Source organism: Enterococcus haemoperoxidus ATCC BAA-382 (assembly GCF_000407165.1).
GTDB lineage: Bacteria > Bacillota > Bacilli > Lactobacillales > Enterococcaceae > Enterococcus_L > Enterococcus_L haemoperoxidus.
In genome coordinates this window covers 805304-831039 of the sequence record NZ_KE136479.1, presented here as the reverse complement: position 1 = coordinate 831039, position 25736 = coordinate 805304, and the positions used below count along the sequence as shown (strand labels likewise).

At 34.9% G+C, this 25736-nt stretch carries 23 protein-coding genes; 5 read left to right on the top strand and 18 right to left on the bottom strand.

The window, feature by feature from the left end:
* Positions 1 to 182 precede the first annotated feature (182 nt).
* The 14 genes from I583_RS03935 to I583_RS03870 form a co-directional block, all read right to left on the bottom strand.
* The gene (locus I583_RS03935; RefSeq protein ID WP_010763272.1) at positions 183 to 917 is read right to left on the bottom strand and encodes a hypothetical protein; all 735 of its coding nucleotides are present in this window, start codon (positions 915 to 917) and stop codon (positions 183 to 185) included.
* A complete protein-coding gene (locus tag I583_RS03930; RefSeq protein ID WP_010763271.1) occupies positions 917 to 1888 on the bottom strand; it encodes a DUF5067 domain-containing protein in 972 nt (323 codons plus the stop codon). The genes I583_RS03935 and I583_RS03930 overlap by 1 nt, the downstream gene beginning before the upstream one ends.
* A gap of 1 nt (position 1889) precedes the next feature.
* On the bottom strand, positions 1890 to 4493 hold the full coding sequence (locus I583_RS03925; RefSeq protein WP_010763270.1) for a YfhO family protein: 2604 nt from the start codon (positions 4491 to 4493) through the stop codon (positions 1890 to 1892).
* 36 nt (positions 4494 to 4529) lie between these two features.
* Entirely contained in the window at positions 4530 to 5201 is a 672-nt protein-coding gene (lepB, locus tag I583_RS03920; RefSeq protein ID WP_010763269.1) for a signal peptidase I, read from the bottom strand.
* Between the two features lie 41 nt (positions 5202 to 5242).
* Complete coding sequence (lepB, locus tag I583_RS03915) at positions 5243 to 6004, bottom strand: signal peptidase I (protein WP_010763268.1); 762 nt, start codon at positions 6002 to 6004, stop codon at positions 5243 to 5245.
* A gap of 10 nt (positions 6005 to 6014) precedes the next feature.
* A complete protein-coding gene (locus I583_RS03910) occupies positions 6015 to 6683 on the bottom strand; it encodes a hypothetical protein (RefSeq protein ID WP_010763267.1) in 669 nt (222 codons plus the stop codon).
* Between the two features lie 17 nt (positions 6684 to 6700).
* Positions 6701 to 7750 carry a WxLIP family cell surface protein gene (locus I583_RS03905; protein WP_010763266.1) on the bottom strand — a complete coding sequence of 350 codons (1050 nt, stop codon included), beginning with the start codon at positions 7748 to 7750 and terminating at the stop codon, positions 6701 to 6703.
* Between the two features lie 211 nt (positions 7751 to 7961).
* Positions 7962 to 8753, bottom strand: coding sequence for a WxL domain-containing protein (locus I583_RS03900; RefSeq protein ID WP_010763265.1), 792 nt, complete (start codon positions 8751 to 8753; stop codon positions 7962 to 7964).
* A gap of 29 nt (positions 8754 to 8782) precedes the next feature.
* Positions 8783 to 9580 carry a WxL domain-containing protein gene (locus I583_RS03895; protein ID WP_010763264.1) on the bottom strand — a complete coding sequence of 266 codons (798 nt, stop codon included), beginning with the start codon at positions 9578 to 9580 and terminating at the stop codon, positions 8783 to 8785.
* Complete coding sequence (locus tag I583_RS03890; RefSeq protein ID WP_244264862.1) at positions 9577 to 9909, bottom strand: EF2685/EF0750 family sortase-dependent surface protein; 333 nt, start codon at positions 9907 to 9909, stop codon at positions 9577 to 9579. The genes I583_RS03895 and I583_RS03890 overlap by 4 nt, the downstream gene beginning before the upstream one ends.
* A 27-nt stretch (positions 9910 to 9936) precedes the next feature.
* Positions 9937 to 12387 carry a DUF1304 family protein gene (locus I583_RS03885; protein ID WP_034682638.1) on the bottom strand — a complete coding sequence of 817 codons (2451 nt, stop codon included), beginning with the start codon at positions 12385 to 12387 and terminating at the stop codon, positions 9937 to 9939.
* A 231-nt stretch (positions 12388 to 12618) separates the two neighbouring features.
* A complete protein-coding gene (locus I583_RS03880; protein ID WP_010763261.1) occupies positions 12619 to 13950 on the bottom strand; it encodes a pectate lyase-like adhesive domain-containing protein in 1332 nt (443 codons plus the stop codon).
* 182 nt (positions 13951 to 14132) lie between these two features.
* Positions 14133 to 14843, bottom strand: coding sequence for a winged helix-turn-helix domain-containing protein (locus tag I583_RS03875; RefSeq protein WP_010763260.1), 711 nt, complete (start codon positions 14841 to 14843; stop codon positions 14133 to 14135).
* A 380-nt stretch (positions 14844 to 15223) separates the two neighbouring features.
* Positions 15224 to 16348 carry a tyrosine-type recombinase/integrase gene (locus tag I583_RS03870; protein WP_034682636.1) on the bottom strand — a complete coding sequence of 375 codons (1125 nt, stop codon included), beginning with the start codon at positions 16346 to 16348 and terminating at the stop codon, positions 15224 to 15226.
* A 593-nt stretch (positions 16349 to 16941) separates the two neighbouring features.
* On the opposite strand from I583_RS03870, the gene I583_RS03865 reads away from it, so the two are divergent.
* Positions 16942 to 17682, top strand: coding sequence for a TraX family protein (locus tag I583_RS03865; protein ID WP_010763258.1), 741 nt, complete (start codon positions 16942 to 16944; stop codon positions 17680 to 17682).
* A gap of 432 nt (positions 17683 to 18114) precedes the next feature.
* Here the strand turns inward: I583_RS03865 and groL are convergent, their stop codons facing one another.
* Positions 18115 to 19743 (bottom strand): chaperonin GroEL, encoded by a 1629-nt coding sequence (gene groL / locus I583_RS03860; RefSeq protein WP_010763257.1) that lies wholly within the window; start codon positions 19741 to 19743, stop codon positions 18115 to 18117.
* A gap of 62 nt (positions 19744 to 19805) precedes the next feature.
* On the bottom strand, positions 19806 to 20090 hold the full coding sequence (gene groES / locus I583_RS03855) for a co-chaperone GroES (RefSeq protein ID WP_010763256.1): 285 nt from the start codon (positions 20088 to 20090) through the stop codon (positions 19806 to 19808).
* A gap of 270 nt (positions 20091 to 20360) precedes the next feature.
* On the opposite strand from groES, the gene I583_RS03850 reads away from it, so the two are divergent.
* Together I583_RS03850 and I583_RS03845 are read left to right on the top strand one after the other, a co-directional pair.
* Positions 20361 to 20543, top strand: coding sequence for a hypothetical protein (locus I583_RS03850; protein ID WP_010763255.1), 183 nt, complete (start codon positions 20361 to 20363; stop codon positions 20541 to 20543).
* 85 nt (positions 20544 to 20628) lie between these two features.
* On the top strand, positions 20629 to 21297 hold the full coding sequence (locus I583_RS03845) for a CPBP family intramembrane glutamic endopeptidase (protein ID WP_034683125.1): 669 nt from the start codon (positions 20629 to 20631) through the stop codon (positions 21295 to 21297).
* Between the two features lie 78 nt (positions 21298 to 21375).
* Here I583_RS03845 and I583_RS03840 read toward each other — a convergent pair whose 3' ends face one another.
* Positions 21376 to 22041, bottom strand: coding sequence for a redox-sensing transcriptional repressor Rex (locus I583_RS03840; protein ID WP_010763253.1), 666 nt, complete (start codon positions 22039 to 22041; stop codon positions 21376 to 21378).
* Between the two features lie 215 nt (positions 22042 to 22256).
* Here I583_RS03840 and I583_RS03835 point away from each other — a divergent pair, with 215 nt between their 5' ends.
* Both I583_RS03835 and I583_RS03830 read left to right on the top strand, forming a co-directional pair.
* Positions 22257 to 24200, top strand: coding sequence for an ABC-F family ATP-binding cassette domain-containing protein (locus I583_RS03835; RefSeq protein WP_010763252.1), 1944 nt, complete (start codon positions 22257 to 22259; stop codon positions 24198 to 24200).
* A gap of 17 nt (positions 24201 to 24217) precedes the next feature.
* Positions 24218 to 24850 (top strand): GntR family transcriptional regulator, encoded by a 633-nt coding sequence (locus I583_RS03830; RefSeq protein ID WP_010763251.1) that lies wholly within the window; start codon positions 24218 to 24220, stop codon positions 24848 to 24850.
* 195 nt (positions 24851 to 25045) lie between these two features.
* Here I583_RS03830 and I583_RS03825 read toward each other — a convergent pair whose 3' ends face one another.
* Positions 25046 to 25735, bottom strand: a complete 690-nt coding sequence (locus I583_RS03825) for a GntR family transcriptional regulator (protein ID WP_010763250.1) — start codon at positions 25733 to 25735, stop codon at positions 25046 to 25048.
* Position 25736 lies beyond the last annotated feature (1 nt).

The window sequence follows — 25736 nt, the reverse complement described above, 5'->3', positions numbered from 1 at the left end:
GGATGCTTTTTTCTATGAATATTTTTTAACCTCTAAAAAAGCTGAGATATGACTGTACGAGTCATATCTCAGCCTCAAGGAATCCGAATAAACGCTAGGATCAGAAGTAACTCCTTGTTATTCTCGGAGTTAAATATTTTTGCCCCAAACACTTACTTTTTGCTTATTTCATTTCAAACTAGTTAATCCGTATAATCAACAATTGTTGCGTAAATCTCTTTTAATTCTTGTTTGCTATCAAAACCACCTAAAATTGCCTGTGATACCTGCTTTTTCTCTGCTGCTTCTTTATCGTTACTGTAAACAATAGCCTTTGAAGACACTGGTCGTTTGTCGAGTTCGTTATAATCAGCATTAAAATGTTGTATGGCTGTATCTGACTGTTTCTTTGGAAGTTCAATAATTTCTGCACTTTTAGCTAATAATTCAGTAAAATTATCTTTAGGATAGGTTACTTTGTCACCATAAGTCGTCATGGATAATTTTTGAGAAGTCAAACGAACTTCTTTCTTCTCTTTATTAAATGAATATTTTAAATCAACCAACGCAAATACTCGTAACTCGTTGTCTTCATCCAGCGGATAATACGCACGCATTTTTAATTCGTCTCCTGAAGCATACATCGTGTATTCTGGCTCATCAATCTGCATCGTTTTAGTCCCGACATCCTCGATCAGCATCTCTTTGACTTTGAAAATTAAACTGGGAACTTTTACGTCAAATTTAGTTTTTAATAGATCGAATGCTTCTTTTTCAGTGATTTTCGGATAATCAAATGTACCAAATGGTTTCTCTCGTGAATCATGCCAAATTAATTGTTGATGCTCAACTTTTGCAGCCTCTTTTTTAAAAAAACAACCACTGATACTTACGACACACGTAATCAGAGATACCACACAAAGAATAGATTTTTTCATTATTTCTCCCCTGCTTTCTCTGTACCATTTAATACAACAATCGGAATATCTTTAGCATCTTTAAAAATAGTTTTATTAGGAACCAGCAATACATCACCCTCCTCTTTTAATTCGTATAATGTCACGCCCTCAAGTGAACCGCCAGCAGGAAGTTCTTCTTCTTTTTGCGCCATCAATTTAGGAATATCTAAGATTGAATTATTCTTCGCTAAATTCCCTTGGGCCAATATTACTCCGTTTTGTGTTACTTGAATCGTTTCATCCCACTTATTCGCTTTTATTGATTGATCTTTCGCTTTATTTGTAACTGTATATCTCAGCGCTAATACTTTTTGATCTGCTTCACCCGTCACATTCATCACACCCGTTAAGGCTAGATTAAGAGTATCGTTTTCAAAGACAATGTTTCCCTCTTCTTCATCTGTTTTCGCACCTTTATCTTCTATCTCTTTGACTGAACGAGCAGACTCATCAATGATTTTCGCTCGTTTTTCATAATTGCCATCTTTTGCTGAATAATAATTCAATTGAACCATTCCATGAGCTGTTTCAATGTAATACAAATGCAGCCAGGAGTCTCGCTTATTAAAAGTTGTATCCAGCGTATACTTATATCCTTTGTATTTTCCAACGTTAAACTCTTTCATAAAAATATCTGATGCTTTTTTATAATTATACTGTTTTTGTAATTCTTTTCTAATTCGTTCACCAAAATCAGTCCGGTCAATCAAGTCTTTTCTTTCAGCCATAATCATTAAAGTTGAATTACTTTTCGTATCTTTTGCTCCGAATAATGCTTCATTACTATACGTCACTTTATAGTCCAAAGACTTCTCCCACGTACTCGGCAATTGAACGCTATACGTAATTCCTTTTCCAGAAAATGATTCTTTCTTCTCTGATAGTTTAGCAGAACAACCACTAATAAAAATTAGCAATATGATTACCCAACCGATATATTTTTTATCCATCTTAAACCCCTTTTCCCTGATCATCTTCAATCAATTTTGTTTGCCTAGCTTCTTTGACCATCCACCAGTTGTAAAAGATAAAAAGAATAAGACAGCAAATGAACAAACCAAATCCGACTTTAAAGCCTTCAGGTAAAAAAACAAGCTTTATTGTGTGTGTTCCTTTAGGCACAGGTAAAGCTAAAAAAGCATCCTTAAAGGTCGGAATTTTCACTTTTTTCCCATCAATATAAGCACTCCAACCTCTATCATAAGGAATTGTAGTCAATACAACTTGTGCTTTCTCTAAAGTTACATCCGCTTTAGCCACTCGTCCCTTTGTTTTAAATGCAACGCCTTTTTTTTGAATTGATTGCACTGATTTTTCAAATACATCCACATCCATAAACATAGCAGTTGGCTTCACTAAATGAACGACACCTTCTCCTGAAAAACTTACTTCAACTTGGATTTTTTTAGCTTTTTCATAATAGCCAAGATTGTAATACTGACCATTTTCTTCAAGACCGGAACGTTGTTCCACCCCATTTACTTTGATGATTGCATCAACATCCATCCCTCTTCCATATAAACTTAGATAAGCTTGTGAACGAGCCGGAACGTTGATTGAATAGGTCATTTTTCGTAATTTATTTGGAATCGTTTTTGAGTAAAAAAGAAATGAGCCTTTGTCTTCAATCTGGACATTTTCTTGCTTGATCATTTCCGCTTCCGAAAAATAAAACAGTTGCTCTTTTTGATTTGATAAATACTGAATCAGTTCAGACTGATTTTTCACAGCATCTTTCTTATAAATTCCTTGATCGGTTAAAATTCCAAGAGGGAGAGTCAAACGGTTTTCGTATAGTTGATGTTTGCCTGCAGTCTCCTTTAATGTAAAACCATATTTTTGCGGATCTTTTTGTGCAATGTTGTACTTGATTCCCAATAAAGCATCCATCACTAAGGTATTATTCGCATATTGTATCGTTAAATTCGTTCCATTCGAGCGAAACCCTAGCGCATCCAAATACATAGACGAATGACGATTACGAATTGAGGAAAACATGGACACTCCGCTATATCCATAAATGAAACTCTCATTTCTAGATATACTATTTAAATTAGCTAAGCGATATAATGTATCATTCTCTTTTTCTGTCGCCTCGACTAATTGATGAACATCCTGATAATTCCGATCATAAGCCATACGTTCTGGATAGTGCCATTCTTGATTGATCCCGGTCACCATTCGTTGTGTATTCATCGTAATTTCACCAATAAAAACAATAAGTAACAAGCACCACCAAAGTCGCTTATTTTTATACCACTTTACACAAATAAACCACATCGAAAGATAAACGAGCAAGAATAAAACTGTAGCTACGATCGAGGTTTTATCTAAAAAATCATATCGTTTTCGATTAGCGAAAAAGATAATAGCAATGTACAGTATGATCATTCCCATCACGATATTGACCAACTGATTGGTGTCTTCTTTGGTCACTTTTTCCAATCCAAATCCAGCTAATAATAAGCCTAAAAATGAAAAAAGAAAGCTAAAACGAAATAAAAACATATTGGGTGAGTGAAAACCGTGCCAAAATAAATTGAGTGACTCGATATAGACACTTCCAATCAGTAATAGGAACAAACTGCCATATAACAGTTTATTTTTCAATGGAAATTTAGGACTGATAAAGTAAAATAGGCAAAAAACCAGACCTAACAACCCAAAATAAAGAAACGGTGAACTTCCGAATTTACTTGTATCATAAACACCAACCATTGTTTTAACTGGAATATCCCAAATACCTGTGTCTTTTGTAAAAAAAGTTTGTAACGTTGTTAAGCTCTCTCCGTTATTTTTCAAATCAAATAACGTAGGTAATATGGTGACCATCGAAGCTCCACCTGCTAATAATGAGGTAATCAAATAAGGAATCAAACTATTTTTATACCTTGTTGGATCTGTTAAAAAACGACAAAAAACATAGAGAAATGAAAACACTCCAATCATAAACGCCATATAAAAATTGGATAAAAATAAAAGCAAGTAGCTACTAAATAAGAGTGCTGGTTTTCTGCTATCCATCAAACGATGAATCCCTAAAATCACTAATGGTAAATAAATCAAGCCATCCAACCACATTTGCTGAGGAGAATATGCAACTGCAAAACCACTTAACGCATAACTAACACTAAGCATCACTTTGCCCCATTGCGCGATCTTAAAGGTTTGATCACTCATGATCCAAAAAGCACCGCCAATAGCACCAAATTTCAATATAATAATCAGATACAGTGCATCAGGTACTTGGCTATTGTCAAAAAAATAAATTAATGGACTAAAAATTCCGTTTAAATAATAAGCCATAAAAGACCAATAATTTAGCCCCAATGATCCATACCATGAATAGAAAAAACTTTGTTTTCCGTGTAAAACATTGTTTAAACTTGCAAAAAAATTAGAGGTTTGCGACAAAGCATCACTGGCTAAAATTGTCTTGTCACTGCCTGGATAGATTCCTAAAAGAAAATAGACAAAACACATAATTCCCATAGGTAAAAGAATACTTAAAAGAAAAGCCCAGCCTTTCTGTTTTATCCAATCAATCCTTATCATCTGGTAATTCCTCCTATACATTCACTATTTCATTTGCTATTTTACTCGACCGATTTTAGTCAACGGAAAGTAACGATACGTTACAATACCTTCGATTTGTTTTTCCTTGATCAGGCCCATTGTACGGCTATCTTTCGAAGCACTTCGATTGTCTCCTAACACAACATAATTTCCTTCTGGAATCCTGTGCATGTCTCTTAAAGTTTGAAAAACTTCTTTACTGACTATCACTTTTAATGTACTGTCTGGTAACTCCTCTGCGGAAATTTGATTTGCCGTGTTCAATAGCCACTTACCAGCCTTTTGTGGTCTAAGATAAATAGCATTTGACTCTGCCCATATTTGATCTCCTGGAATACCGATGACTCGTTTTACGTAGCTAGATTCATCCGGAATTTCTGGGTCAAACGTAATCACGTCATACCGCTCAGGTAACTGGCCTTTTTTTACAATAATACGATCACTATTTTCTAAAATAGGCTGCATCGATGATCCGGATACTCGATGGGTCTTATGTTGGAATAAAAAGATAAAACAAAAAGAAAGGATTAGTAGAAAAAAAATATCACGTATTTTTATTGTTTGTTTTGTTTTAATACATTGCTTTTTCAGGAATTTTACTCTTTTCTCTTTTGAATAATTACGTCGTTTCTTTTTAGTTGAAATTCTTTTTTTTGTTGCTTGCGGATGCGTGCTCTTTGTAGACACCGATTGCCCTCCCACTATGTAATGAATTCAAGATTCTTCTTTTAAAATTGCGTCATATGATGAAAAGGAACTATTCTCGCTTTTACAACGCCTAAAATATCTTTTTTTTCGACCCAACCAAACTCGCGACTATCCGCTGCATAATGGCGATTATCTCCCAATACAAAATAGCAGTCTTTGGGCAATGTTCTTACTCCAGTTAAAGCCGCCAACGTAAAATCTTCTGTTAATAAACGTTTTTCTTTGCTTGCTTCACTAATCTCATTTTTTAAAAAACGTTCTACTACTGGCCTTTTATCAATCAACAATTGATCATTTTCGTAAACTATTTCTTCTTCTGGTAACCCAATCACTCTTCTAACCATTATTTGTTTTGTATCTGGTTGTTTAAGGTAGACTAAATCAAATCGCTTAATTCGACTACGTTTGCTAACAAAAATACGATCCCCATCATTCAAAGTCGTTGTCATTCCGTAACCATTGACTGAGGGCATACTAAAAAATAACCCTTGCAAGATAAAAAAAAGAGCTAGCATTAGAAAAAAGCTGACACCGATTTCTTTATAAAATTGGTGTCTTTGCTTTTTTCGTTTTTTTAACGTTCTTTTTGTCTTTTTCTTTTTAAATTGGACCTGTTTTGATTGAGCAGGTCTTTTTTTCTTTGAAGAAATTCTGTTAGTTTTCGCTGTCTCAGCAAAATCACTCTTCTTTTTTATTGGTTGTTTTCGTTTTAATTGCTGATTTTTCTCTTTTTGTTTTTTCTTAGACGATCTCTTCTTAGATGTTGTATTCGCTTGTTTCATCTTGAGACTCCTAATTTTTTTGTTTCAGTGCCGACTCGTTGACTTTAAAGTAACTGAAGACGGCTTTTTGTCGTTCATTGATTCTTTCGACATCTTTTAGATAGCCGTCGATCGTCTCTTGCTGTTCTAATTGTGTCTGGCTTAAAGTAGATAAGTTTAACCCAACGTTTTTCATAGATACATAATAACGAGTCAATAACTTTGCACCTTCCGTTGATAAGCCTCCTGATACAGGCCGATTTCCGTATGAGACTAACAAGGCACTGACTTCTTGAAATTGCGGATAGACTTTTTCAGCACTGCCACCTTCTTTGATCGTTATCATTTTCTCTTTTAGATCTTCTGTTAACAGATACCCCTGAACAACAACTTTTGCATCTTCTGATGTTAGATTGGTCAACTGGTAGTATCGTGCATAAAATGCGCTGCCTGCTGAAATAAACATCACAACGAACAAAATAAAAACTTTAGTAGCATAGCGTTTCTTTCGTATTTCTAACGATTTCCTTGCACGCAACCATTTTTTTCTTTTCATTTTATTTTTAGGTCGCTTGTGCCATTGTTTCTTTCTTAATTCCTTTTTGATTGAAAAGAAATATAAAAGACAAAAAAGCAACAGTAAAAAACAGAGGATCGCAAAAGAAAGTAAACCAATAAAAAACCAATCTAATAAAACCACTCTTTCGATCTCCTTTCTTATTTACGCTTTTTCTTTCCTCTCTTTTTACTATTCTTTTTCTTATTCATGCTACGAACGATAAAGAAAATAGCCAAGAACGTAACAAAGACACCGCCTACGATCAGTGCAATCAACTTCCAATCAATTCCTCTTTCTTGAATCAATGTGACATCTTGTGCGTTGTATTTATCAGCCTCTTCATTTGTGATTTTAAATGCTTTGTCAAACGTCCATTTTTCTTCACCACTTGTGACAACAATATGAGCCTTATAATCACCCGCTTCCATCTGATCTCCATTCATCTCTAAAGGAAAATCAATCATTGAGTTAGGTGCCATCCGCATATCTGCTCGTTTTATATCGTATAAAACAGCCTCTGATCCTTTTTTGGTCACTTCCATTTCAACTGTCATATTATTGACAAAATCAGCACTTGTATTTGAAAAATTAGCAAAAATACTATTACGATAGTTAGCCAAGCCAGCATAGACCTTATTCAAACTTAACTCTGGTTTTATTACAGTATCTGATTCACTCAATACCATACCAATAACAAAGGCATATTCATTGATGACTCCTGTTGCTTTTTTATTTTCTTCTTCTTCTTTTTTCGTCGGTTTAGATTTTAAGTGGATCCCTCCAACAATTTTTCCAATATAATTGGTTTCAGGCATACTGATTTCTATATTTAATGGACGAGTTTCATTAGGTCCTAAGGTCATTTCTTTGGGCCCTTTGACTAGATCTTTAAAATCATATTTTAATGACGCATCGTTTTTTATGGCACTTGGTCCGAATTCTAAAACACCGTTTGAATTTGTTTTTGCGCCATTTAAACCAACTTCAATGGTTTGTTCCTCATCTGCGCGATTTGACAACATAACTTGCACTGTTTGCTTTTGCCCAGGTTGCATAAGTAAATTAAAATACTCAAAATCTCCTTGCTGATTTTCTGGTTTTACCGTTTCATACGTAAACTGTAAATTCGCATGTGCTGGTGTAGAAAATCCAAGAAGCGCCACTATGTATAGACTAAAAAAAAGCCCTATGCCGATTCGTTTCTTCATTTGATCATTTTGTCCTTTCTTGTTCCCTCAATAAATAGAGGATGGGACAGAAGAGTTTAACTCCGAGAATCAAGTAGGTATTTGTGCAAAACACAGTTCCAGCTTATTTCCGAAGGCGTTGCTTCTGCCCCCCCATTTATTCTGATTCCGTGTGACCGAGGTATGACTCACAGAGTTATGCCTCGGTCACTTACTTACAATAGTTTTTTGCTTATGGTTTTGGCGTTGCTTCAAGTGTCCAAGTGATTTTCGCAACGTATTTACCATTCATGATTTCTTCAGCTTGGTTTGCTGGAAGATCTAATTTAACAGACTCGTTTGCTGGTTGTGTATCGTCCAAAGCATCACCAAAGTAAACAGCATAACGTCCGCGTCCTTTTGTTTCTTCCATATTTTTGAATACTAATTCTGAACCCGTTTCATTCACTTTTGCTGCCTTGTTAAGCCCTGTAGAAGAAGGTTTTAACGATTCATTATCTTTATCCGCTACTAGGTTTGCGTTACCATATGTGATTTGAGCACCTTTAATATTTCTAACTTTCCCTTTTTCAGTGTCGTTAAATTGGAAGTTTTGAGAGATAACAGCTTTCAATTCATAACCATGGTCATCTACTTGGCGATCATCTTTAAATTGTACCCAGTTTGCACGATTGTCTACTTCATTTGTCATACCAGCATTTGCTTTAGTTGGTTGAGCCCATGACGTTACTGCTCCGGTTGTCGCTGATTGCGAATTAAACACTAATTTAGACATTCCTTGTACTAAGAATGGTCCATCTAGTAACGCTGTTGAATCAGTGTCGATTGTTGATTGGCTAGTATAATCTGGTGGTACAACACCTGAAGAATCATATGAACCATATGTTTTACTTGTGAATTCGATTTCTCCTTCTCCAACTCCTGGTGCTGCTGGATCTGCGGCTTTTGTTACTCCTGGAGCTGTTGCTGCTACCGCTACTGCTGCTAGTAACGCTGTACCAGCTAATTTGTGTGTTAATTTCATTTGTGTTTCCTCCTAGTTTTGTGTTTTATCTATGGTAACTCGGCTAATATCCAAGTTAACACCGTGGAATAAGCACCTGTTTGTTTTTCTGTTTCTTTTGGAACAGAAAGAGTGATCGCTTGATTACTGTAAACAGGCTTTTTGAAGGTTGGGTCTTCTATTTCTTTACCAGAAGAATCCAATCGTTGTTCTAATGAATTTGGACGATCATTTTTATTTTCTTTTGATGCCCCAAAGATGATGCTCCATGTCCCAGAACCTTTTTCAGGCTGAGCTTGTGCCAAATTATAAGTATCTCCAACATTACTCATATGAATTACTTCTTTGGAAACACTGGGTGAAAGTGAAGCATCTTTTGTTGAGTTCGTCCATATTTGATCTAATGAAATCACTGCGCCTTTTAGTTCTACGCCTTGTTTTATCGCATGCTTAAATTGCTGTTCTTGTCTAACTTGTAAGGTCCAGCCAGTGGGATCATCACGATAATCGGATACTTGGATAAAATTCCCCCTAGCACCTGTATCGTCGTGGAATAATTGAGCATTCACTGGAAATACAGCTGTTTTATCTAAAATTGGCACTGTACTAAAGTTTAATTTAGGTACAAAATCAATCCGTAAGTCTCCTTTTGTTTGTGGAGTTTCACCGGGATCAACCTGTACTTCTGGATTTTCTGGATCTCGAATGATGGAGTTATTTTCTTTAAACCGTTTAAGATCAATTTCAGCTCCACCTTCGCGAGATTCTTGTGCTTGTACTTGATCAAATTGTCCGTAAGATAATAGCACGGTGCCAAGAAAAACAATCGCAAATGCTATTTTTTTCATTGGCTTTGACCGTCCTTCCCGTCAGTGGCACTCCTTCTTTTTAATAGATAAAAAGCAAATACGATCAAGACTAGAACAAATCCGCTTACGGATAGACTTCTTACGACCAATTCCCCTGTTGAAGGGAACTTACCCACAGGTTTTTTTATTGATTCTTCACTAGAGCCACTTGTTGTCGATGACGTCTGGGAACTTTCTGTTGTAAAAACAATTTCTCCATTCGTTTGCACAGCAGCTTGCGCTCCATAAACCGAAGTAGACTTTACAGTAAAAAGACAGCCTACAAAAACAAGAAAAACCAGAGCAACACTAATGTTTATTTTTTTCATGATCAATTGATTGTCTCTCCTTTGCTTTTAAGGCGTTGCATTTACTGTAAATTCGATTTTTGCTTGATACTTTCCTAGTGTTTTAACAGTATCTCCAGGTACATCCAACTTAAATCCTTTGCCATTTGAATTCCAGGTTTTGCTCACATCATATTCATTACTTGTTGTATGTTCATCTACCAACAAATCACGTTTTTCTGTAAGATTGAATTTTTTTTCTTCATCTGTACCGTCGTTATAGCGTAGAATATCCGGGATAATCTTTTTAGTCCCATCTGTTTCAGTTAAGGTAAAATCTTGTGTAAGCTTTGCTGACAATGTCCATTTCTGCTTGACAGCTCGGGTATCTTTGATGATCAATGCTTTATCAAGTTGAGCTTCGTTCACTCGAATCGCTTTATAACTTGCCTCTTCAATCCCAAAATCCAGAATAGTTGGGCTTGAAAAGAGGAATAAAGTTCCTTCAAATTCATACTCTATCGTATTACCATTAGCAGAGAGATTAAATTCTTCTATTGGTGTATTGGTCTGTTTATATCCAGCTTCTTTAATTGCATCAAGTGTATCTGTAACTTGTTTGATATTCTTCAAGTTAATTGGCGCACCAATCATTTGAGTTGAATCAACATAATCGGGGTATTTATCTGTCATATAACTGCCATTAATTTTGTATTTGACCCGTAACTCGGCGGCTGTTGGGACAATGGTTACTTTTACCTCGATATCTTTTGTAACGTTTTTAGCTGTTGTTAATGTTAACCATAAAGTCGTATCTCCAAGCACTGATGTATCAGGTAATGTTTTCCCCTTAGTGTAGGTAACACTTATTGGCTGATCGATTAAATTTTCTGTGTCTACACGGATATTCTCTAAAAAGGAATCACCTGGTTGAGGATAGTCAATTGTAAAATTTGCCCCAATTGGTATTTTGATATTTTCTTTAGAATCTGCACTAGGCACCCCTTCATAAAGAACTTTTGATTTTGTTTGTCCCTCAACAATTTTTGAGTCTAACGTATCACTTAATATTCCTCCACTTGAAGTAGTATAAGTATAAGATGCATTGGTTTTTGGTCCTGCAAGTTCAAAAGTCATATAACCGTTGTCGGCCCCACTACTTTGATATCCGTAAGTTGTATCATTTTTATTAAAATTAAATGAAGCATTTGTCTTTGCTTTTATCTTGATATCAAATACTTTTCCATTAAAGTTTTCTGCATTAGTAGCCGTTGATAAATCCGCATTCAAGATTAATTTACTTGAGTTGTTTGGCTCTTTATCTATTTTGAATAAGCTAGTCCACTCTTTATCTGTACCATATTCAAAAATCTTAATGGCAGATAAATCGATATCATAAACACTTGGTACTTCAGTTTCGATTTTGAACGAGTCATCTCTATTCTCAATTTTATTATCAGGAATTGTTTGTAGTATTGAATATGTCAGATTCAGATAATCCGCATCGGTATGCGTTGCTTCATTTTTCACGCCATAGACTATCGGCGTAGCTGGTGCTATCCTAGCGAGAGATTGCGTTCCATACATTACAACCATTTGACTTGGTCTAACGCTCGTTGTTGCCGATCTGCGTTCTAGACTTGTATAAAATGTTTTTCCGGAAAAAAGCTGAGTCAAAAGACTTCTTTCACTATTGACTGTTGTATTCGTACCGTAAAGCTCAAGCTTTCCAGCTTTCGGTGTATCTTTCAAATAACCAATCCACGTATCTTTTAACACATATAAATTATTGAAATCCCCATCAAAGTCTGTTGTTACGGCTTTCAAGCCATTGATGTTATTAAAATTCCAAGTACCTTGGAAATTCACTGCAGCGCCCGTTTCATGGTCAAAAAATTCATAATGATAGTCTACTTTGTCTCCAATAGCGTAGGCATCATTGAATCCTGAACTACTTCTTGTCGCACTTCCGAACATTAAAAACATTTCATTCCAGACCTTTATATTGGTTGATGGAATTTCATCCGTTTTGTCTTTGTCGTTATAGTTTACCGCCATAAAGTTTACATATGGATATTTTCCAGTCGTCTCATCGGGTGCAATATCCATATCGTCGATCACTAGCTTTAAATCAATGCTTCTGCCATTGTAAAGTCCTGCATTCTTTACCAAAACACTTTTTTCAGGTACAACATTATCAGGACTAAATCGAAATACTTTTGAAGCTTTTGGGTCATTTATTCCTGAACCTGTTTTTACAAGTACATCATTTACCGGATCTTTTAAGCCTTTGACTTCATAACTAACCTCTTTGGTCAGTTTGAACATTGTACCAAAATCTCCTGGGATTTCAGTATCTGTCCCTACCCCATTGGCGATATTAATGCCTGGAGCTAATAAGATATCATTGTAGTTTTCTGGAGCAGCCAGTATGGCTTTATCTTTACTAGTATTTATATAGTAAATTCCAAGTAACATAAAACAGATAACCACGAAAGCTCTCCACTTATTTTTTTTCACTGTTCCACCTCCTCAGCAAACAAATTAAGTTAAACGAATATCATTTACGACTGAAGCAGTTTATTTTATAAGACTGTTGGGAAAATTTTCTGTTGGCTCTCACGAGAAATTAATTTTCTAGTGAAGTCATTCGAAAAAATTTCCCCAACATCATCTAATCGTTATTCATTATTTATACGAATCTTTCATTAAACTGCACTCGTTGATAGCTTTGTGTTTAACGCAGAATAACTATGCGCCACCGCCAACTAGAGAAATTTTCCCGTAGTTTTCTAAAGCAAAGTTAGGTGATAGATCTCCTGTTATAGATAAGGTTTTACTGTTACAGATCTTACCAAAGTTCAGTGAAAAGTCTCCGGCATCTAAATAAACTGGTGTGTATTCATATTCACCGCCAGTTTGAGCCCAAGTTGCTACTTCACTTACGTCTGTTGCATTAATTGTTGTATTTGTTGAATAGAATAGTTTTGAATTTGCTTTTTTGTTTGTTACTTCAAAGTTTTCAGGAGCGTTTAAATTGATTACCGCACCTTTATACTCACTTTCAATAACAGCTTTTGTACTGTTACCAGTAACAACTAATTCAGCCCCTTCAGAAACATTTACTTCTGATCCGTAGTACTGTAATTTCATTGTTGCGTAGTTTCCGCCACCACGGCCATTCAAGTGAACTTTACTTCCAGCAGCTAGATTAAATGTTGGTACTTTGTTCACGTAATCTGCACGAGGAATAAATTGGAATGCCACTCCAGCTGCATCAACATCAAGTGAAGCATCTGTACCAACATCTACTTTTTGAACTTTGTCATAAAAAACTGGATAGTAATGGTTAACATTACTTTGTGGTCCAATTTTTACATTTACTTTTGCTTTGTCTCCGATAATTGCTTCACCAGTTGCTTTGCCTTTGATCAAAGCACCGTTGAAGTAGAAAGCTGAAAATTGACCATGGTCTTTATTTGCAGCAATTCCATTATAGGTAGAACCAGCTTTGAATTCTAAATCATGAACCCAAGCATTTTCAGCACGAGTTGTGATAGTGTTTGTGCCATCAAATGTTAATTTTCCTTCACTAAGGTGAACAAAACGAGCACCAGTGTAAGTAACATTTTTCGCTAAAACATCCCAACCGTAACTTGAAGGACCATTACCTGCTCCGCCTGTAAAGAAACGTCCGTCACTGTCTGCACCAACAATATTAGCGTTAGTGATCGTTACTAGATTTTTACCTTTTGTGTTTTGTTTGCCGTAGATAGAGTTGTGAGCTGAATTGATCACGACACCTTTATCCGCATTTCCGTTGATCGTTAAATCACGATTAGGGATATTTGTAATGTTTTTAGTGAATTGAATACTTTGGTTCACATTGATTACAGTGATCGTTGGATTTTTTAATGCTGCTTCAAATTCAGCGATTGTGGCTACTTCTGCTGTTTCCTCCGCTGCATAAGCCACAACCGGACTTCCTGAAATGGTAGTTGGTACTGTCAATACTACTGCTCCTAGTGCAAGGGTCGCTGCCAATGTTAGTAACCCATTTTTCAATACATGTGTTTTTTTCAAATCTTTTTCCTCCCAAAGTTTATATTGTTTACGAAACGACCCAGTTTTCCCCTCCTTTCCAGACAAACAAGCAACGATTGACTCAGCTCATTCATTCTAGCCTGTTTCGCAAATGATTTTCTTAACTGAAATCAAATATCTCCGCATGTCTTTTCCCCCTAAATAATTACTATTTTTTTAAGCTAAACATTTAACATATACCCTTTAGAGCGGATTGTTTTAATGTATTTTGGTTTTTCAATATCTGATTCCAATTTTTTTCGTAAATGAAAGACTAAATTAGATACTCGATATTTTCTATTTCCGTAGCTATCATTCCATACATTTTCATAGATATCTTCGTATGTCATTGTTTCGCGGGCATGCTTATGTAAATACTCGATTGTTAGAAATTCTAATTTTGTTAAGTTGACTTCCTCACCATGGTTTAAGCTGACACTTAAATTCTGCGGTATTAACTTAAACTGAACAGATTCACTACTTAATGTATTTTTAGGTGTCACCTGTTGCTTAAATCGCTGCATTAAGTTTCTCATCATCAAAATAGGCTCATCTAACCCATGTTCTTTGTCGAGAACGCCATCCACGCCAAGCTGTAAATAGACAATTCGGTTTGTTCGATTTGTATAGTTAGATGAAGTTAAAATCCAAAGTGGTAACGTCGTTTGCTTGCGTAAATTCATGATTATTTCACAAACCCAATTAAAATTACTTAGCCTATCCACATCGATAATTAAGGTTTCAATATGTTGTAATACGTTATTCTCCTTTTCAAGGAGTTGAACAACTTTTTCCTTTTCAATCAGTTGAATCTGACAATGAAGTGATTCAAATAGTTTTTTATGTTGTTCACTTATTTCATTATTTGATGCAATGTATCCAATCACATACATTGTTGATATCCTCCCTTACCATCATTTTTCTATGTTTTTTAGTTGATTCAATGTTTCGAACTTAATTTTCTACTGATTTTGAAGACTTTAGAGTTTAGAAATTCTAGATTTGCGATTATAATAAGTATACGTTTATTTATTAAGGGCTTAATAAATAGACCAAACGGCGGTGTTTCTAAAAATTGGCTAAACTGATTTTTCTTGAATGTAGTAGTTATAAGAAAAATGCTCGTTTTAGTTCATTTGACAGGGCTTAAAAGTTTCATTGACCATTTTTTGACGGCTAAAAAAACTATATATTTGCTAAGTTGAAACTTACTGGTAAAAAAATAGTTCATGTTAAAACGAATGATTCGTTTTAACATGAACTATTTTTTTATTTAGGATGAAACAAATGCCGTTCTTAATTTATTATCAATTACTGAAACCGCTGCTTTTCTATTTTCCCAAAGAGAGTCTGTGTAAGTATCTAAGGTCAGTTTTATTGAAGCATGTCCTAGTAATTTACTTAATGTCGCAATATCGATCCCTTGCTCAACGCACCTTGTAGCGAATGTATGACGTAAAATATGAAAATGAACCGATCGAATGCCAGCTTCTTCAATGATTTTTCTAAATCGATAACTGATAACTCTAGGCTCAGCATAACTCTCTTTACAAGAAATCACATATTCAGAAGTAATACTTTTTTGCTTATCCAATAGGTAGTTTTTCAAATTTTTGGCTAAAGGAATCGAACGCTTAGAGCTTTTCGTTTTTGGCTCTGCCAAAATGATCTCTGTTTTATTGCTGTTTGTTGTGCTAGGAATTCTATAAAGTGTCCTTCTTATATAAATAATATTTTTTTCAAAGTCGATATCACTCCACTTTAATCCACTGATTTCGCCAATCCTCAAACCTGTATATAATGCTAAAATAACCGCTGAACAGTTTGCCTCTCTCAAGGCAACTTGCTCGATTTTTTCTTGTTCTTTCATACTAAGTGCTGATATTTCTGAATTTTTCGTTGCTGCCAAAAATAGATTTTTACATGGATTAGATAGTATGTAATTTTCAATACAAGCTTTGTTCATCGCACTTTTTAGTACAGTTATAATCGAATGGATAGTCGAAGGAGATAAATCCAATTGAGTGAGATAGTTAGCAAATTCTTCTACGTCTTGACTTTTCAATTGAGTTAATTGTTTTTTTCCTAGAAACGGAATAATGTATTTGTCGATACGCAAACGATAACTTGAATAAGTAGAACGCTTAATTTTCTTTTGCATCAATACATTCAACCAATGATTTAACCAATTTTCAACTGTGCCTTTGTACACGTTGATATTTTTGTGCGAAAAAGAGTATTGAACTTTCAATTCAGCCAATCGTTCTTTTACATGTCTATAGCGTTTCCCATAAATATAGCCATAAATAATTTTACCATGCTCATTTCTCGCTTTCATATATCGGCCTTCCCAACGACCATCCTTTCTTTTATAAATGTTCTCACCTTTTCTGCTCAAAACACGACACCCTTTCCCCAAAAAAATTGACGGCTTATTTGACGGCTAAAAAATATAAAATCATTTTCTAACGAATACTGATTAACCTTTACTGGATAAAATAGGACATAAACAAGAAAAATCATGATAAAATCCATCTATTTTTCACACTACATTCAAAATAGTAGTTAATTATTCTCATTTTTTTATCAATTTTATTAAAAAAATGATAAAAAACCGAACTTTTACTTATAGACTGCTTCCTATTTTTGATATAAAATGAATTAGTAGCTAGAAATCAAAGCTGGTTAGATCATTTTTAGAACATTATTTTCTTATAACTACTACATTCAAGAAAGATCTTTATCACTTGATCGTAGTTTCATTATAACAATATATCCTATTTTTTTCACTATTTAATTAAAAAATAATCTATTTTAAATATCATTAATATATATTTTTTTCAAAACTGTTGATGAAAAGTTTACGATAACTTTTCATCAACAGTTTTTAGCTATTTGTTAGTCTATCATTCTTTTTCTAATCAATCATTTATAGAATTATCTGTGGTAAAATAAGACAATAGTATACCCTTTAGAATAGGAGAATTTCGATTGGAAACAACACGTTTTTTATCTGGCAGCCAATTAAAATGGATTGCTGTTGTTGCTATGTTCTTGGATCACACAGCCAAAATCATTTCTTTTCCACCATCAGTAATGTCAGTTCCTTTTGCTCCGGAACCTACTCCTTTGTCTGAAACGCTTCAAGTGTTTTTCCGTGTTTTCATTATATTTGGAAGACTTGCATTTCCCATTTTTTGTTTTTTACTTGTGGAAGGCTTTCTTCATACTTCAAATACAAAACGCTATCTGATACGTTTATCATTATTCGCTTTGATTTCTGAGATTCCTTATGATCTCGCTTTTTCACACCAACTTATTGATTTGAAAAGCCAAAATGTTTTTTTCACTCTATTGATTGGTTTGCTTGTAATCATTGGGTTAAAAAAATTATCCACACGATCGATTACAACGATCACGCTTTCTTTGATTCTGATAGGAATTGGGATTTTTTTAGCTGAATGGTTCCATACAGATTATGGTGGTTGGATTGGGGTTTTATTGATTGTCATTTTATATCTATTTAGAGATTTTCGTTTAGCGAAATGTCTTTTAGGTGCAGGGGTTCTTTTGCAAAATAGTCTATTTGGACCAACAGCTTTTCTTCCAATCTATTTTTATAATGGTAAGCGCGGCAAACAGTGGAAATATTTTTTTTATTGGTTTTATCCAGTTCATTTGTTAGTACTGACTGGTATTCAACAGTTTTTGATCATGCCTTACTTCAACTAAATTAATAAATCAGCAAAAAAAAAGCGAGCTAACACTTTTATATGTTAGCTTGCTATTTTTTGGGCTCTATACTTTCTGATGTTGATGAGAAATCACCGGCATCTTTTTTAATGTAAAATAATCGAGAAGATACCCTATTTTCATTAGAATTAATTCGACAAAAACCAGTTAAAATGAAGTAAAAAATGCACTAGAATTACCTTATTCTAATAGACCATTAGAATGTTTAAATAAACATATTAAAGTGTTGACGATAGATGTTTACAGGTTGCGTAACTTTTACACTATCAAATTAAGAATTTCTTTTTATTTTGGCACAATTCTGTTTCAAAAAAAACCTAGAGGAAAGTTCCTCTAGGCATTATACTAATCGATTTAATTCTTTGGATTTTCTTCACAAACATTAGTTGACAAAGAACCCTTAATTAGTGTCTACATCATGCCGCCCATTCCCATTGAAGGGTCCATTGGAGGCATTGTAGCTCCTGCTGGTTCTGCTTTATCTGCAACTACTGCTTCTGTTGTTAATAATAATGCAGCAACTGATGCAGCATTTTGTAATGCTGAACGTGTTACTTTGGTTGGGTCAACGATTCCTGCTTCTACCATGTTTACCCATTCGCCATTTGCAGCATTAAAACCAATACCTAAATCGATATTTTTTAATTTATCAACGATTACTGAACCTTCATATCCAGCATTTTCAGCAATTTGACGGATTGGTTCTTCTAGAGCACGAACAACGATTTTCACACCAGTTGCAACATCGCCTTCAGCATCTAACGCAGCAACTTTGCCAATTACATTTACTAAAGCTGTACCACCACCAGATACCATACCTTCTTCAACAGCGGCACGAGTAGCGTTCAATGCATCTTCAATACGTAATTTTAATTCTTTTAATTCTGTTTCCGTTGCAGCTCCAACTTTAACAACTGCAACACCACCAGCTAATTTCGCTAAACGCTCTTGTAATTTTTCACGGTCAAAATCAGATGTTGTTTCTGCAATTTGGTTTTTGATCAATTGAACACGCGCATCGATACCAGCTTTTTCGCCAGCACCTTCAACGATTGTTGTATTATCTTTATCAACAACAACTTTGCTTGCATTACCAAGATTTTCGATCGTTGTATCTTTTAATTCAAGACCTAGATCTTCAGTGATCACTGTGGCACCTGTTAACATCGCAATATCTTCAAGCATCGCTTTACGACGATCCCCAAATCCTGGTGCTTTAACAGCGACAACATTGAATGTTCCACGAATTTTATTTAAAACAAGTGTTGGTAACGCTTCTCCATCAACATCATCCGCGATGATCAATAATGGACGGCTTTGTTGTAAGATTTGTTCTAACAATGGCAAGATATCTTGGATGTTAGAGATTTTTTTATCAGTAATCAAGATATATGGATTTTCTAAAACAGCTTCCATTTTATCATTGTCTGTTACCATGTATTGAGATAAGTAGCCGCGGTCAAATTGCATTCCTTCAACAACGTCTAATTCAGTTTCGATCCCTTTCGATTCTTCGATCGTGATCACACCATCGTTTCCAACTTTTTCCATTGCATCAGCAATCAATTGTCCAACACGTTCTGAGCCAGAAGAAACAGCTGCCACTTGCGCGATTGCTTCTTTTGAATCAACAACAGTTGAAATGTTGTGTAATTCTTCAACTGCAGATTTTGTAGCCAATTCGATTCCACGGCGGATTCCTAAGGGATTCGCACCAGCAGTAACGTTTTTTAAGCCTTCACGGACGATTGCTTGTGTTAATACTGTCGCAGTTGTTGTTCCGTCTCCTGCAATATCATTTGTTTTAGAAGCAACTTCAGAAACTAATTTAGCACCCATATTTTCAAAGTGATCTTCTAATTCAATTTCTTTTGCAATCGTTACACCGTCATTTGTGATCAATGGTGAACCGAAAGATTTTTCCAAAACAACGTTACGACCTTTAGGACCTAATGTTACTTTTACTGTGTCTGCTAAAATATCTACTCCACGAAGCATTGCTGCACGCGCATCTTCTGCAAATTTGATTTCTTTTGCCATAATTCCTTCACCTCAAAAATTTTATTTTTTATTTTAAATGATTTTTTATGTTTAAAAATGAGTTACTCGACGATCGCAATAATGTCTTTACCAGAAACGATCAAATAATCATTTCCTTCATATTTAACTTCTGTACCTGAATATTTTTCAAACATTACGGTATCGCCTACTTTAACATCGGCAGGAACTTTTGTACCGTTCTCTAAAACACGGCCTTCACCTACTGCGATAACATTTCCGGTTTGAGGCTTTTCTTTGGCAGCAGATGCTAAGACGATGCCTCCTACTGTTTTTTCTTCTTCTTTCGCGACTTCAATAACGACGCGATCGCTTAATGGTTTTAACACAATAAATCCCTCCATAAAAAATATTTATCTTTTTTAGCACTCTTAGTTACCGAGTGCTAACTCACACTATTTATAATACTCATTTCCCTATCATTTTGCAAGTCTTTTGACTAATTTTATAAAATAATTCTTCCTTCATTTTTTGGATATGAAATTATCTTTTTACACTTTTGTACATTGCAACGCACAAGTCCCTTAATTTAGATTGCTATATTTCTTCACTCTGATCCATTTCATGGTAAAATAAGAACAGAAAGAGAGGCGATTAAAATGAAACAACGAATCACCGGAGCTTTGACGATAACTGGACTTTATTTGATTATTGCAAATGTTGGTAACTTCTTTTTTGGAGTGAGCAGACGTTTTGATTGGACCACTACTTTATGGGAAGCAGCATTTTTCTTTGTATTTATTTTTCTATTATTAGGATATCGCAATAATCATCGAAAATAACAACCTGCTAAATTAAAAGCAAACTATAATGTACTTTTTCCGCTATGTAAATGTTGAAAGGAGTTTTTTTTCTATGCCTACAAATCTGTCTATTAAAAAACTAAGTTTTACAATGATCCTTCTATATGGCATCGTATTCTTTTCGCCTTTTCTTTTCAAGCCTTTTTCACGTGATATTATGATTAGTGCTACAACTGTCACGTATATTCTTGGCGCTGTTTTAATGATCTGGCTTTATTTTAAAAATAAAAAAACTGCTAATACACTAGTAGAACAAGAGGCTAAGCTTACGTCTCCTGTATTTACTTTATTACTTGGTTTCAGTGGAATTTTTATTGCCATGATTATTCAAGCGATCGTTTTTAGTATCGAAACAACAATCACCGGAGCTAAGCCTAGTTCAGAAAATACCCAAAATATTATCGCAGTTATTCTGGCTAACCCACTCTTTATTTTAGCAACAACTATTGGCGGTCCTATCATGGAAGAATTTGTTTTCCGTCGTTCTTTGATTGGCTTGACAGAGGCGTATACTGGTTTTTGGATTTCAGCTATTATTAGTTCTTCCTTATTCTCTGTTATTCATCAAGATGGGCATTTCTTTGTTTATTTTTTCATGGGCTTCTTTTTTGCCGTACTGTATAAAATGACTGGGAAAATTTGGACTTCGATCATTGCACATTGTGGGATGAATACGCTCGTTGTCATTGCCCAACTTATGTTGCACTACGGAAATATTGAACTACCTAAATAATGAGTTAAACAAGTCTCTGAACAATAAAACCTCCTATGATTGCATTTCTTACAAAATTGCAATCATAGGAGGTTTTTCTTATTCTTTTTCGTCTTCGACTTCCGTCTCAGCTAATTCATTATCGTGGTGTAAGAAGTAAATCAACGTTTGTAATTCATTTGTCAAATCAACATTTTGAATTAAAACATCTGTGGGCGCTACTAAACGAGCTGCTGTAAAGTTTAAAATACCTTTTACTCCAGCATCTGCTAACTGACTCACTACTTCTTGCGCTTTACGTGCTGGCAATGTCAAAATTGCTACCTCGATTTGCTGTACACGAATTTGTTCCATCATATCCGTCATAGGATATACCGGAATACCATCGACAATTCTGCCAACAATATCATCGTTGACATCAAATGCACAACTAACACGAATACTGTTACTTTGATGAAATTTATACTTTAGTAAGGCACTTCCTAAGTTCCCTACACCAATCAATGCTACGTTTGTTAATTCATCATCATTCAATGTTTTTGCAAAGAAATTCATTAAATTCTCTACATCGTAGCCATAGCCACGCTTACCTAATTCGCCAAAATAAGAAAAATCTCGTCGAATCGTTGCGCTATCTACTTGCACTGCATCACTGAGCTCAGTAGATGATACTTTATTTTTGCCTGCATCATGCAGAATTCTCAAATAACGATAATATAGGGGAAGGCGTCTTGCCGTTGCTTTTGGAATAATTTGGTCTTTCACAATCGTACCTCCAATACTCTAAATATAGACAAATATCCATCTCTCATGATAGCAGTTGTTCCAGATAAAAAGCAATCTTACAGCTCAGAAAAAGAAATATTTTTCAAACTTTCTTAAATAGTCCCGATAAATTTTAAGTCTCACTATAGGATAGGTGCTTTTTCCAACGAATTTATGCTACACTAAAGGCATTGAAATAGAAATGAGGATGCCCCATGATTTTACTCCAAGCAAATCAAATCGCCCGATATTTCGGCGCAGACACTTTGTTTGAAAACATACAAATGGAGATCAGTACCAATAGTCGGATCGCTTTAGTTGGCCGTAATGGTGCTGGTAAATCTACTCTTTTAAAAATAATTGCTGGAATCGATGCTCCTGATGCTGGGACAATCGCTAAAAATAAAACAGCCAGTCTGGGATACTTAGCCCAAGATACTGGACTTGATTCTGATAAAACCGTTTGGGATGAAATGCTTGAAGCTTTTGTTGAAGTCATCACAATGGAAAAGCGGATGCGTGAACTAGAGCTGATCATTAGCGAACTGTTACCTGAAGCATCAAATTATGAATCTGTTATGAAAGAATATGATCGTCTACAACATGAGTTTTCAGAAAAAAATGGTTATGGTTATGAGAATGAAATTCGTTCTGTCTTACATGGCTTCGGTTTTACAGAAGACTTTTACTCAAAAAACATCAGTACATTGTCTGGTGGTCAAAAAACGCGTCTAGCTTTAGCACGGATGTTACTGCAAAAGCCTGATATCTTGATTTTGGATGAACCGACTAACCATTTAGATATTGACACTCTTTCTTGGTTGGAAAATTATTTACCTAGTTATTCTGGTGCACTTTTAATTGTTTCACATGACCGGTATTTCTTAGATAAAGTGGTTACAGAAGTCTATGAAATCAGCCGTCATAAAATGCGTTATTATAAAGGAAACTACTCTAAGTATTTAGAATTGAAAGCCGAACAGCTGACCAGTGAGTGGAAAGCATATGAAAAACAGCAGACTGAAATCAATAAACTTGAAGATTTTGTTGCCCGTAATTTAGTAAGAGCGTCAACTACAAAGCGTGCGCAAAGTCGTAGAAAAACATTAGAAAAAATGGAACGCCTAGATCGCCCTCAAGGGGATGAAAAATCAGCGAATTTCCTATTTGCTATTGAAAAAACTTCTGGAAATGTCGTCTTACAAATAGAAGATGCTGCAATTGGATATGATACTCGTATTTTATCTGAGCCTGTCTCGTTAGATATTCGTAGACAAGAAGCAATCGCTCTTGTTGGACCAAATGGAATTGGTAAATCAACATTACTCAAATCGATTATCGGAAGCATTCCCTTCATTAAAGGCACAGCGAATCTGGGTACAAACGTTCAAATCGGCTACTATGACCAAGAACAAGCAAATCTGCATGGTACGAAGACCGTTTTAGCTGAACTTTGGGATGAACATCCGACCACACCTGAAAAAGACATTCGCAGTGTTTTAGGCAGCTTCTTATTTAGTGGAAATGATGTTGAAAAAACGATCCCTCTTCTAAGTGGCGGTGAAAAAGCTCGTGTTGCTTTGGCTAAATTGTCCATGGATAAAGAAAATTTTCTGATCCTTGATGAACCAACTAACCATTTAGATATCGATAACAAAGAAGTTTTAGAGAATGCTCTGATCGATTATGAAGGAACTATTTTATTTGTTTCACATGACCGATACTTTATTAATCGAATTGCGACAAAAGTCATCGAACTTTCTGAGTCTGGTAGCAAGCTATATCTAGGAGATTATGACTATTATCTAGAGAAGAAAAAAGAAGAAGAAGAATTAGCTGCATTATTAGCTGAACAGTCCTCTGTAAAACAAATAGAAACTGCAAAACCTAAAAATGATTTTTATCAAAATAAAGAACAACAAAAAATTCTACGTAATTTAAATCGAAAAATAACCCAGATTGAAGAAAACTTAGCAACATTGGACACAACGATCGCACAATTAGAACAAACAATGAGTGACCCTGCACTGGTTGATGATCATATGAAGCTAATGGCATTAAATGAAGAGCTAGAAACACAACGCGCACAACAAGATCAATTGCTGACAGACTGGGAAAATCTTAGTTTAGAGCTTGAAGAAGTAGAAGATAATAATTGACGAAAGGCAGGCTTCATATGACTTCAAAAAGTATGAATGTAACGAAACCTAAATATCAGCAAATCGCTGTTGATGTAGCAGCGAAGATTGTTGACCAAACATTTACAGTTGGTGATAAAATTCATGCACGTTCTACCTTGGCTAACAAATATAGTGTTTCTCCTGAAACTGCCAGAAAGGCTATCAGTGTTTTAGTTGATTTAGAAATCGTTCAAGCAAAACACGGTAGTGGTTTTTATGTTCATTCTATGGAAAAGGCCAAGCTATTCGTCGACCAATATCAAGATGTCCAATCGATCCATGATCTAAAAGAAGATTTGATTGATAGTGTAAAAAAACAAAAAGAAGAATTAAGTCATTTTTCAGAAATATTAGATAAACTGGTTGATCAAACAAAACGTTTTGACTCATTCAATCCGTTAAATCCAGTAACCTTTACATTAACTAGTGATGCCTCCCATCTTGAGATGACGATCAGTGAATTAAATTTATGGCAAAGTACTTCTGCCACTTTGATTGCAATCAAACATGGTGATGAACTCCTTGTATCCCCTGGTCCATATGCAAAACTGACTGCCGGTGATACAATTTATTTTGTCGGTCATGAGTCGACATTACAACGAGTTCAGAATTTTTTCTATCCGAATTGATAAACTAAAAAAACTCTAAACCAACCTCCAAATTTTGGGGCTTCCCTTTTGGAGGTTGGTTTATTGATAGACTATTTTTTATTTTTTACTAATCATAGTTTAAAATGCATTATTCACCAAAACATAAAGCAAATGACCATTCTTTTTACAGGCTTTAATCTTAAATTAGAAAAATAGTTTAATGTTTAAATATATTCAATTTTTATCCATTTCATTTAAGATACTGTTTAAAGCATTATCTAAATGTTTATCTAAAAGAATTCCCACTTGTTTTTCATCTTTCCTTTTCATGTAATGATAAATTTTTGTATGGTCCTCAATTGCTCCTTTACTTCTGTCTTTTGAATGCACTGAAAGTTCTCTGAAATAGCTTAAATAGTTTTGAATATTTGCTATTGTATCTCTAAGACGAAATAAGTGACTTTTTTCATAAATAAACTCATTAAACTCCTCAAAAAGTGAAGCCAAATTACCACCAACTTTATCCTGTTGCTGCATCAAATACACTATTAATTCCAATTCTTTAAAATCTGCTTCACTCATTTCGTACATTGCAGTTATTGTGGCTAAACGATCCAAAGATTTTCTGATCGTAAAAATTTCATAAGCATCTCGAATCGTGATTCCTTTTACAATCATTCCTCTATCTGGAACATACTCTAATAAATTTTCATCTCTAAGTCTTTGCAATGCACCACGAAGCGGTGTTCTGCTAATATTAAATCTTGCAGAAATCATTGACTCATTAATCCTCGTTCCTACAGGGATTTTCCCGTTGAGAATTGTCTTTCTTAACGCCAAATAGACAGTTGTTTTCAGTGATTTCGTACTACTAAAATTTAAATTTGGTTCAATAACTTCAGCAATATCAGTTTTATTTTTCATA

Bases quoted from the DNA above. Each gene is read 5' to 3' on its own strand.
- I583_RS03935 (WP_010763272.1), bottom strand. From the start codon at position 917: ATGAAAAAATCTATTCTTTGTGTGGTATCTCTGATTACGTGTGTCGTA.
- I583_RS03930 (WP_010763271.1), bottom strand. From the start codon at position 1,888: ATGGATAAAAAATATATCGGTTGGGTAATCATATTGCTAATTTTTATT.
- I583_RS03925 (WP_010763270.1), bottom strand. From the start codon at position 4,493: ATGATAAGGATTGATTGGATAAAACAGAAAGGCTGGGCTTTTCTTTTA.
- lepB (WP_010763268.1), bottom strand. From the start codon at position 6,004: ATGAAACAAGCGAATACAACATCTAAGAAGAGATCGTCTAAGAAAAAA.
- I583_RS03905 (WP_010763266.1), bottom strand. From the start codon at position 7,750: ATGAAGAAACGAATCGGCATAGGGCTTTTTTTTAGTCTATACATAGTG.
- I583_RS03900 (WP_010763265.1), bottom strand. From the start codon at position 8,753: ATGAAATTAACACACAAATTAGCTGGTACAGCGTTACTAGCAGCAGTA.
- I583_RS03895 (WP_010763264.1), bottom strand. From the start codon at position 9,580: ATGAAAAAAATAGCATTTGCGATTGTTTTTCTTGGCACCGTGCTATTA.
- I583_RS03890 (WP_244264862.1), bottom strand. From the start codon at position 9,909: ATGAAAAAAATAAACATTAGTGTTGCTCTGGTTTTTCTTGTTTTTGTA.
- I583_RS03875 (WP_010763260.1), bottom strand. From the start codon at position 14,843: ATGTATGTGATTGGATACATTGCATCAAATAATGAAATAAGTGAACAA.
- groL (WP_010763257.1), bottom strand. From the start codon at position 19,743: ATGGCAAAAGAAATCAAATTTGCAGAAGATGCGCGTGCAGCAATGCTT.
- I583_RS03850 (WP_010763255.1), top strand. From the start codon at position 20,361: ATGAAACAACGAATCACCGGAGCTTTGACGATAACTGGACTTTATTTG.
- I583_RS03835 (WP_010763252.1), top strand. From the start codon at position 22,257: ATGATTTTACTCCAAGCAAATCAAATCGCCCGATATTTCGGCGCAGAC.
- I583_RS03830 (WP_010763251.1), top strand. From the start codon at position 24,218: ATGACTTCAAAAAGTATGAATGTAACGAAACCTAAATATCAGCAAATC.
- I583_RS03825 (WP_010763250.1), bottom strand. From the start codon at position 25,735: ATGAAAAATAAAACTGATATTGCTGAAGTTATTGAACCAAATTTAAAT.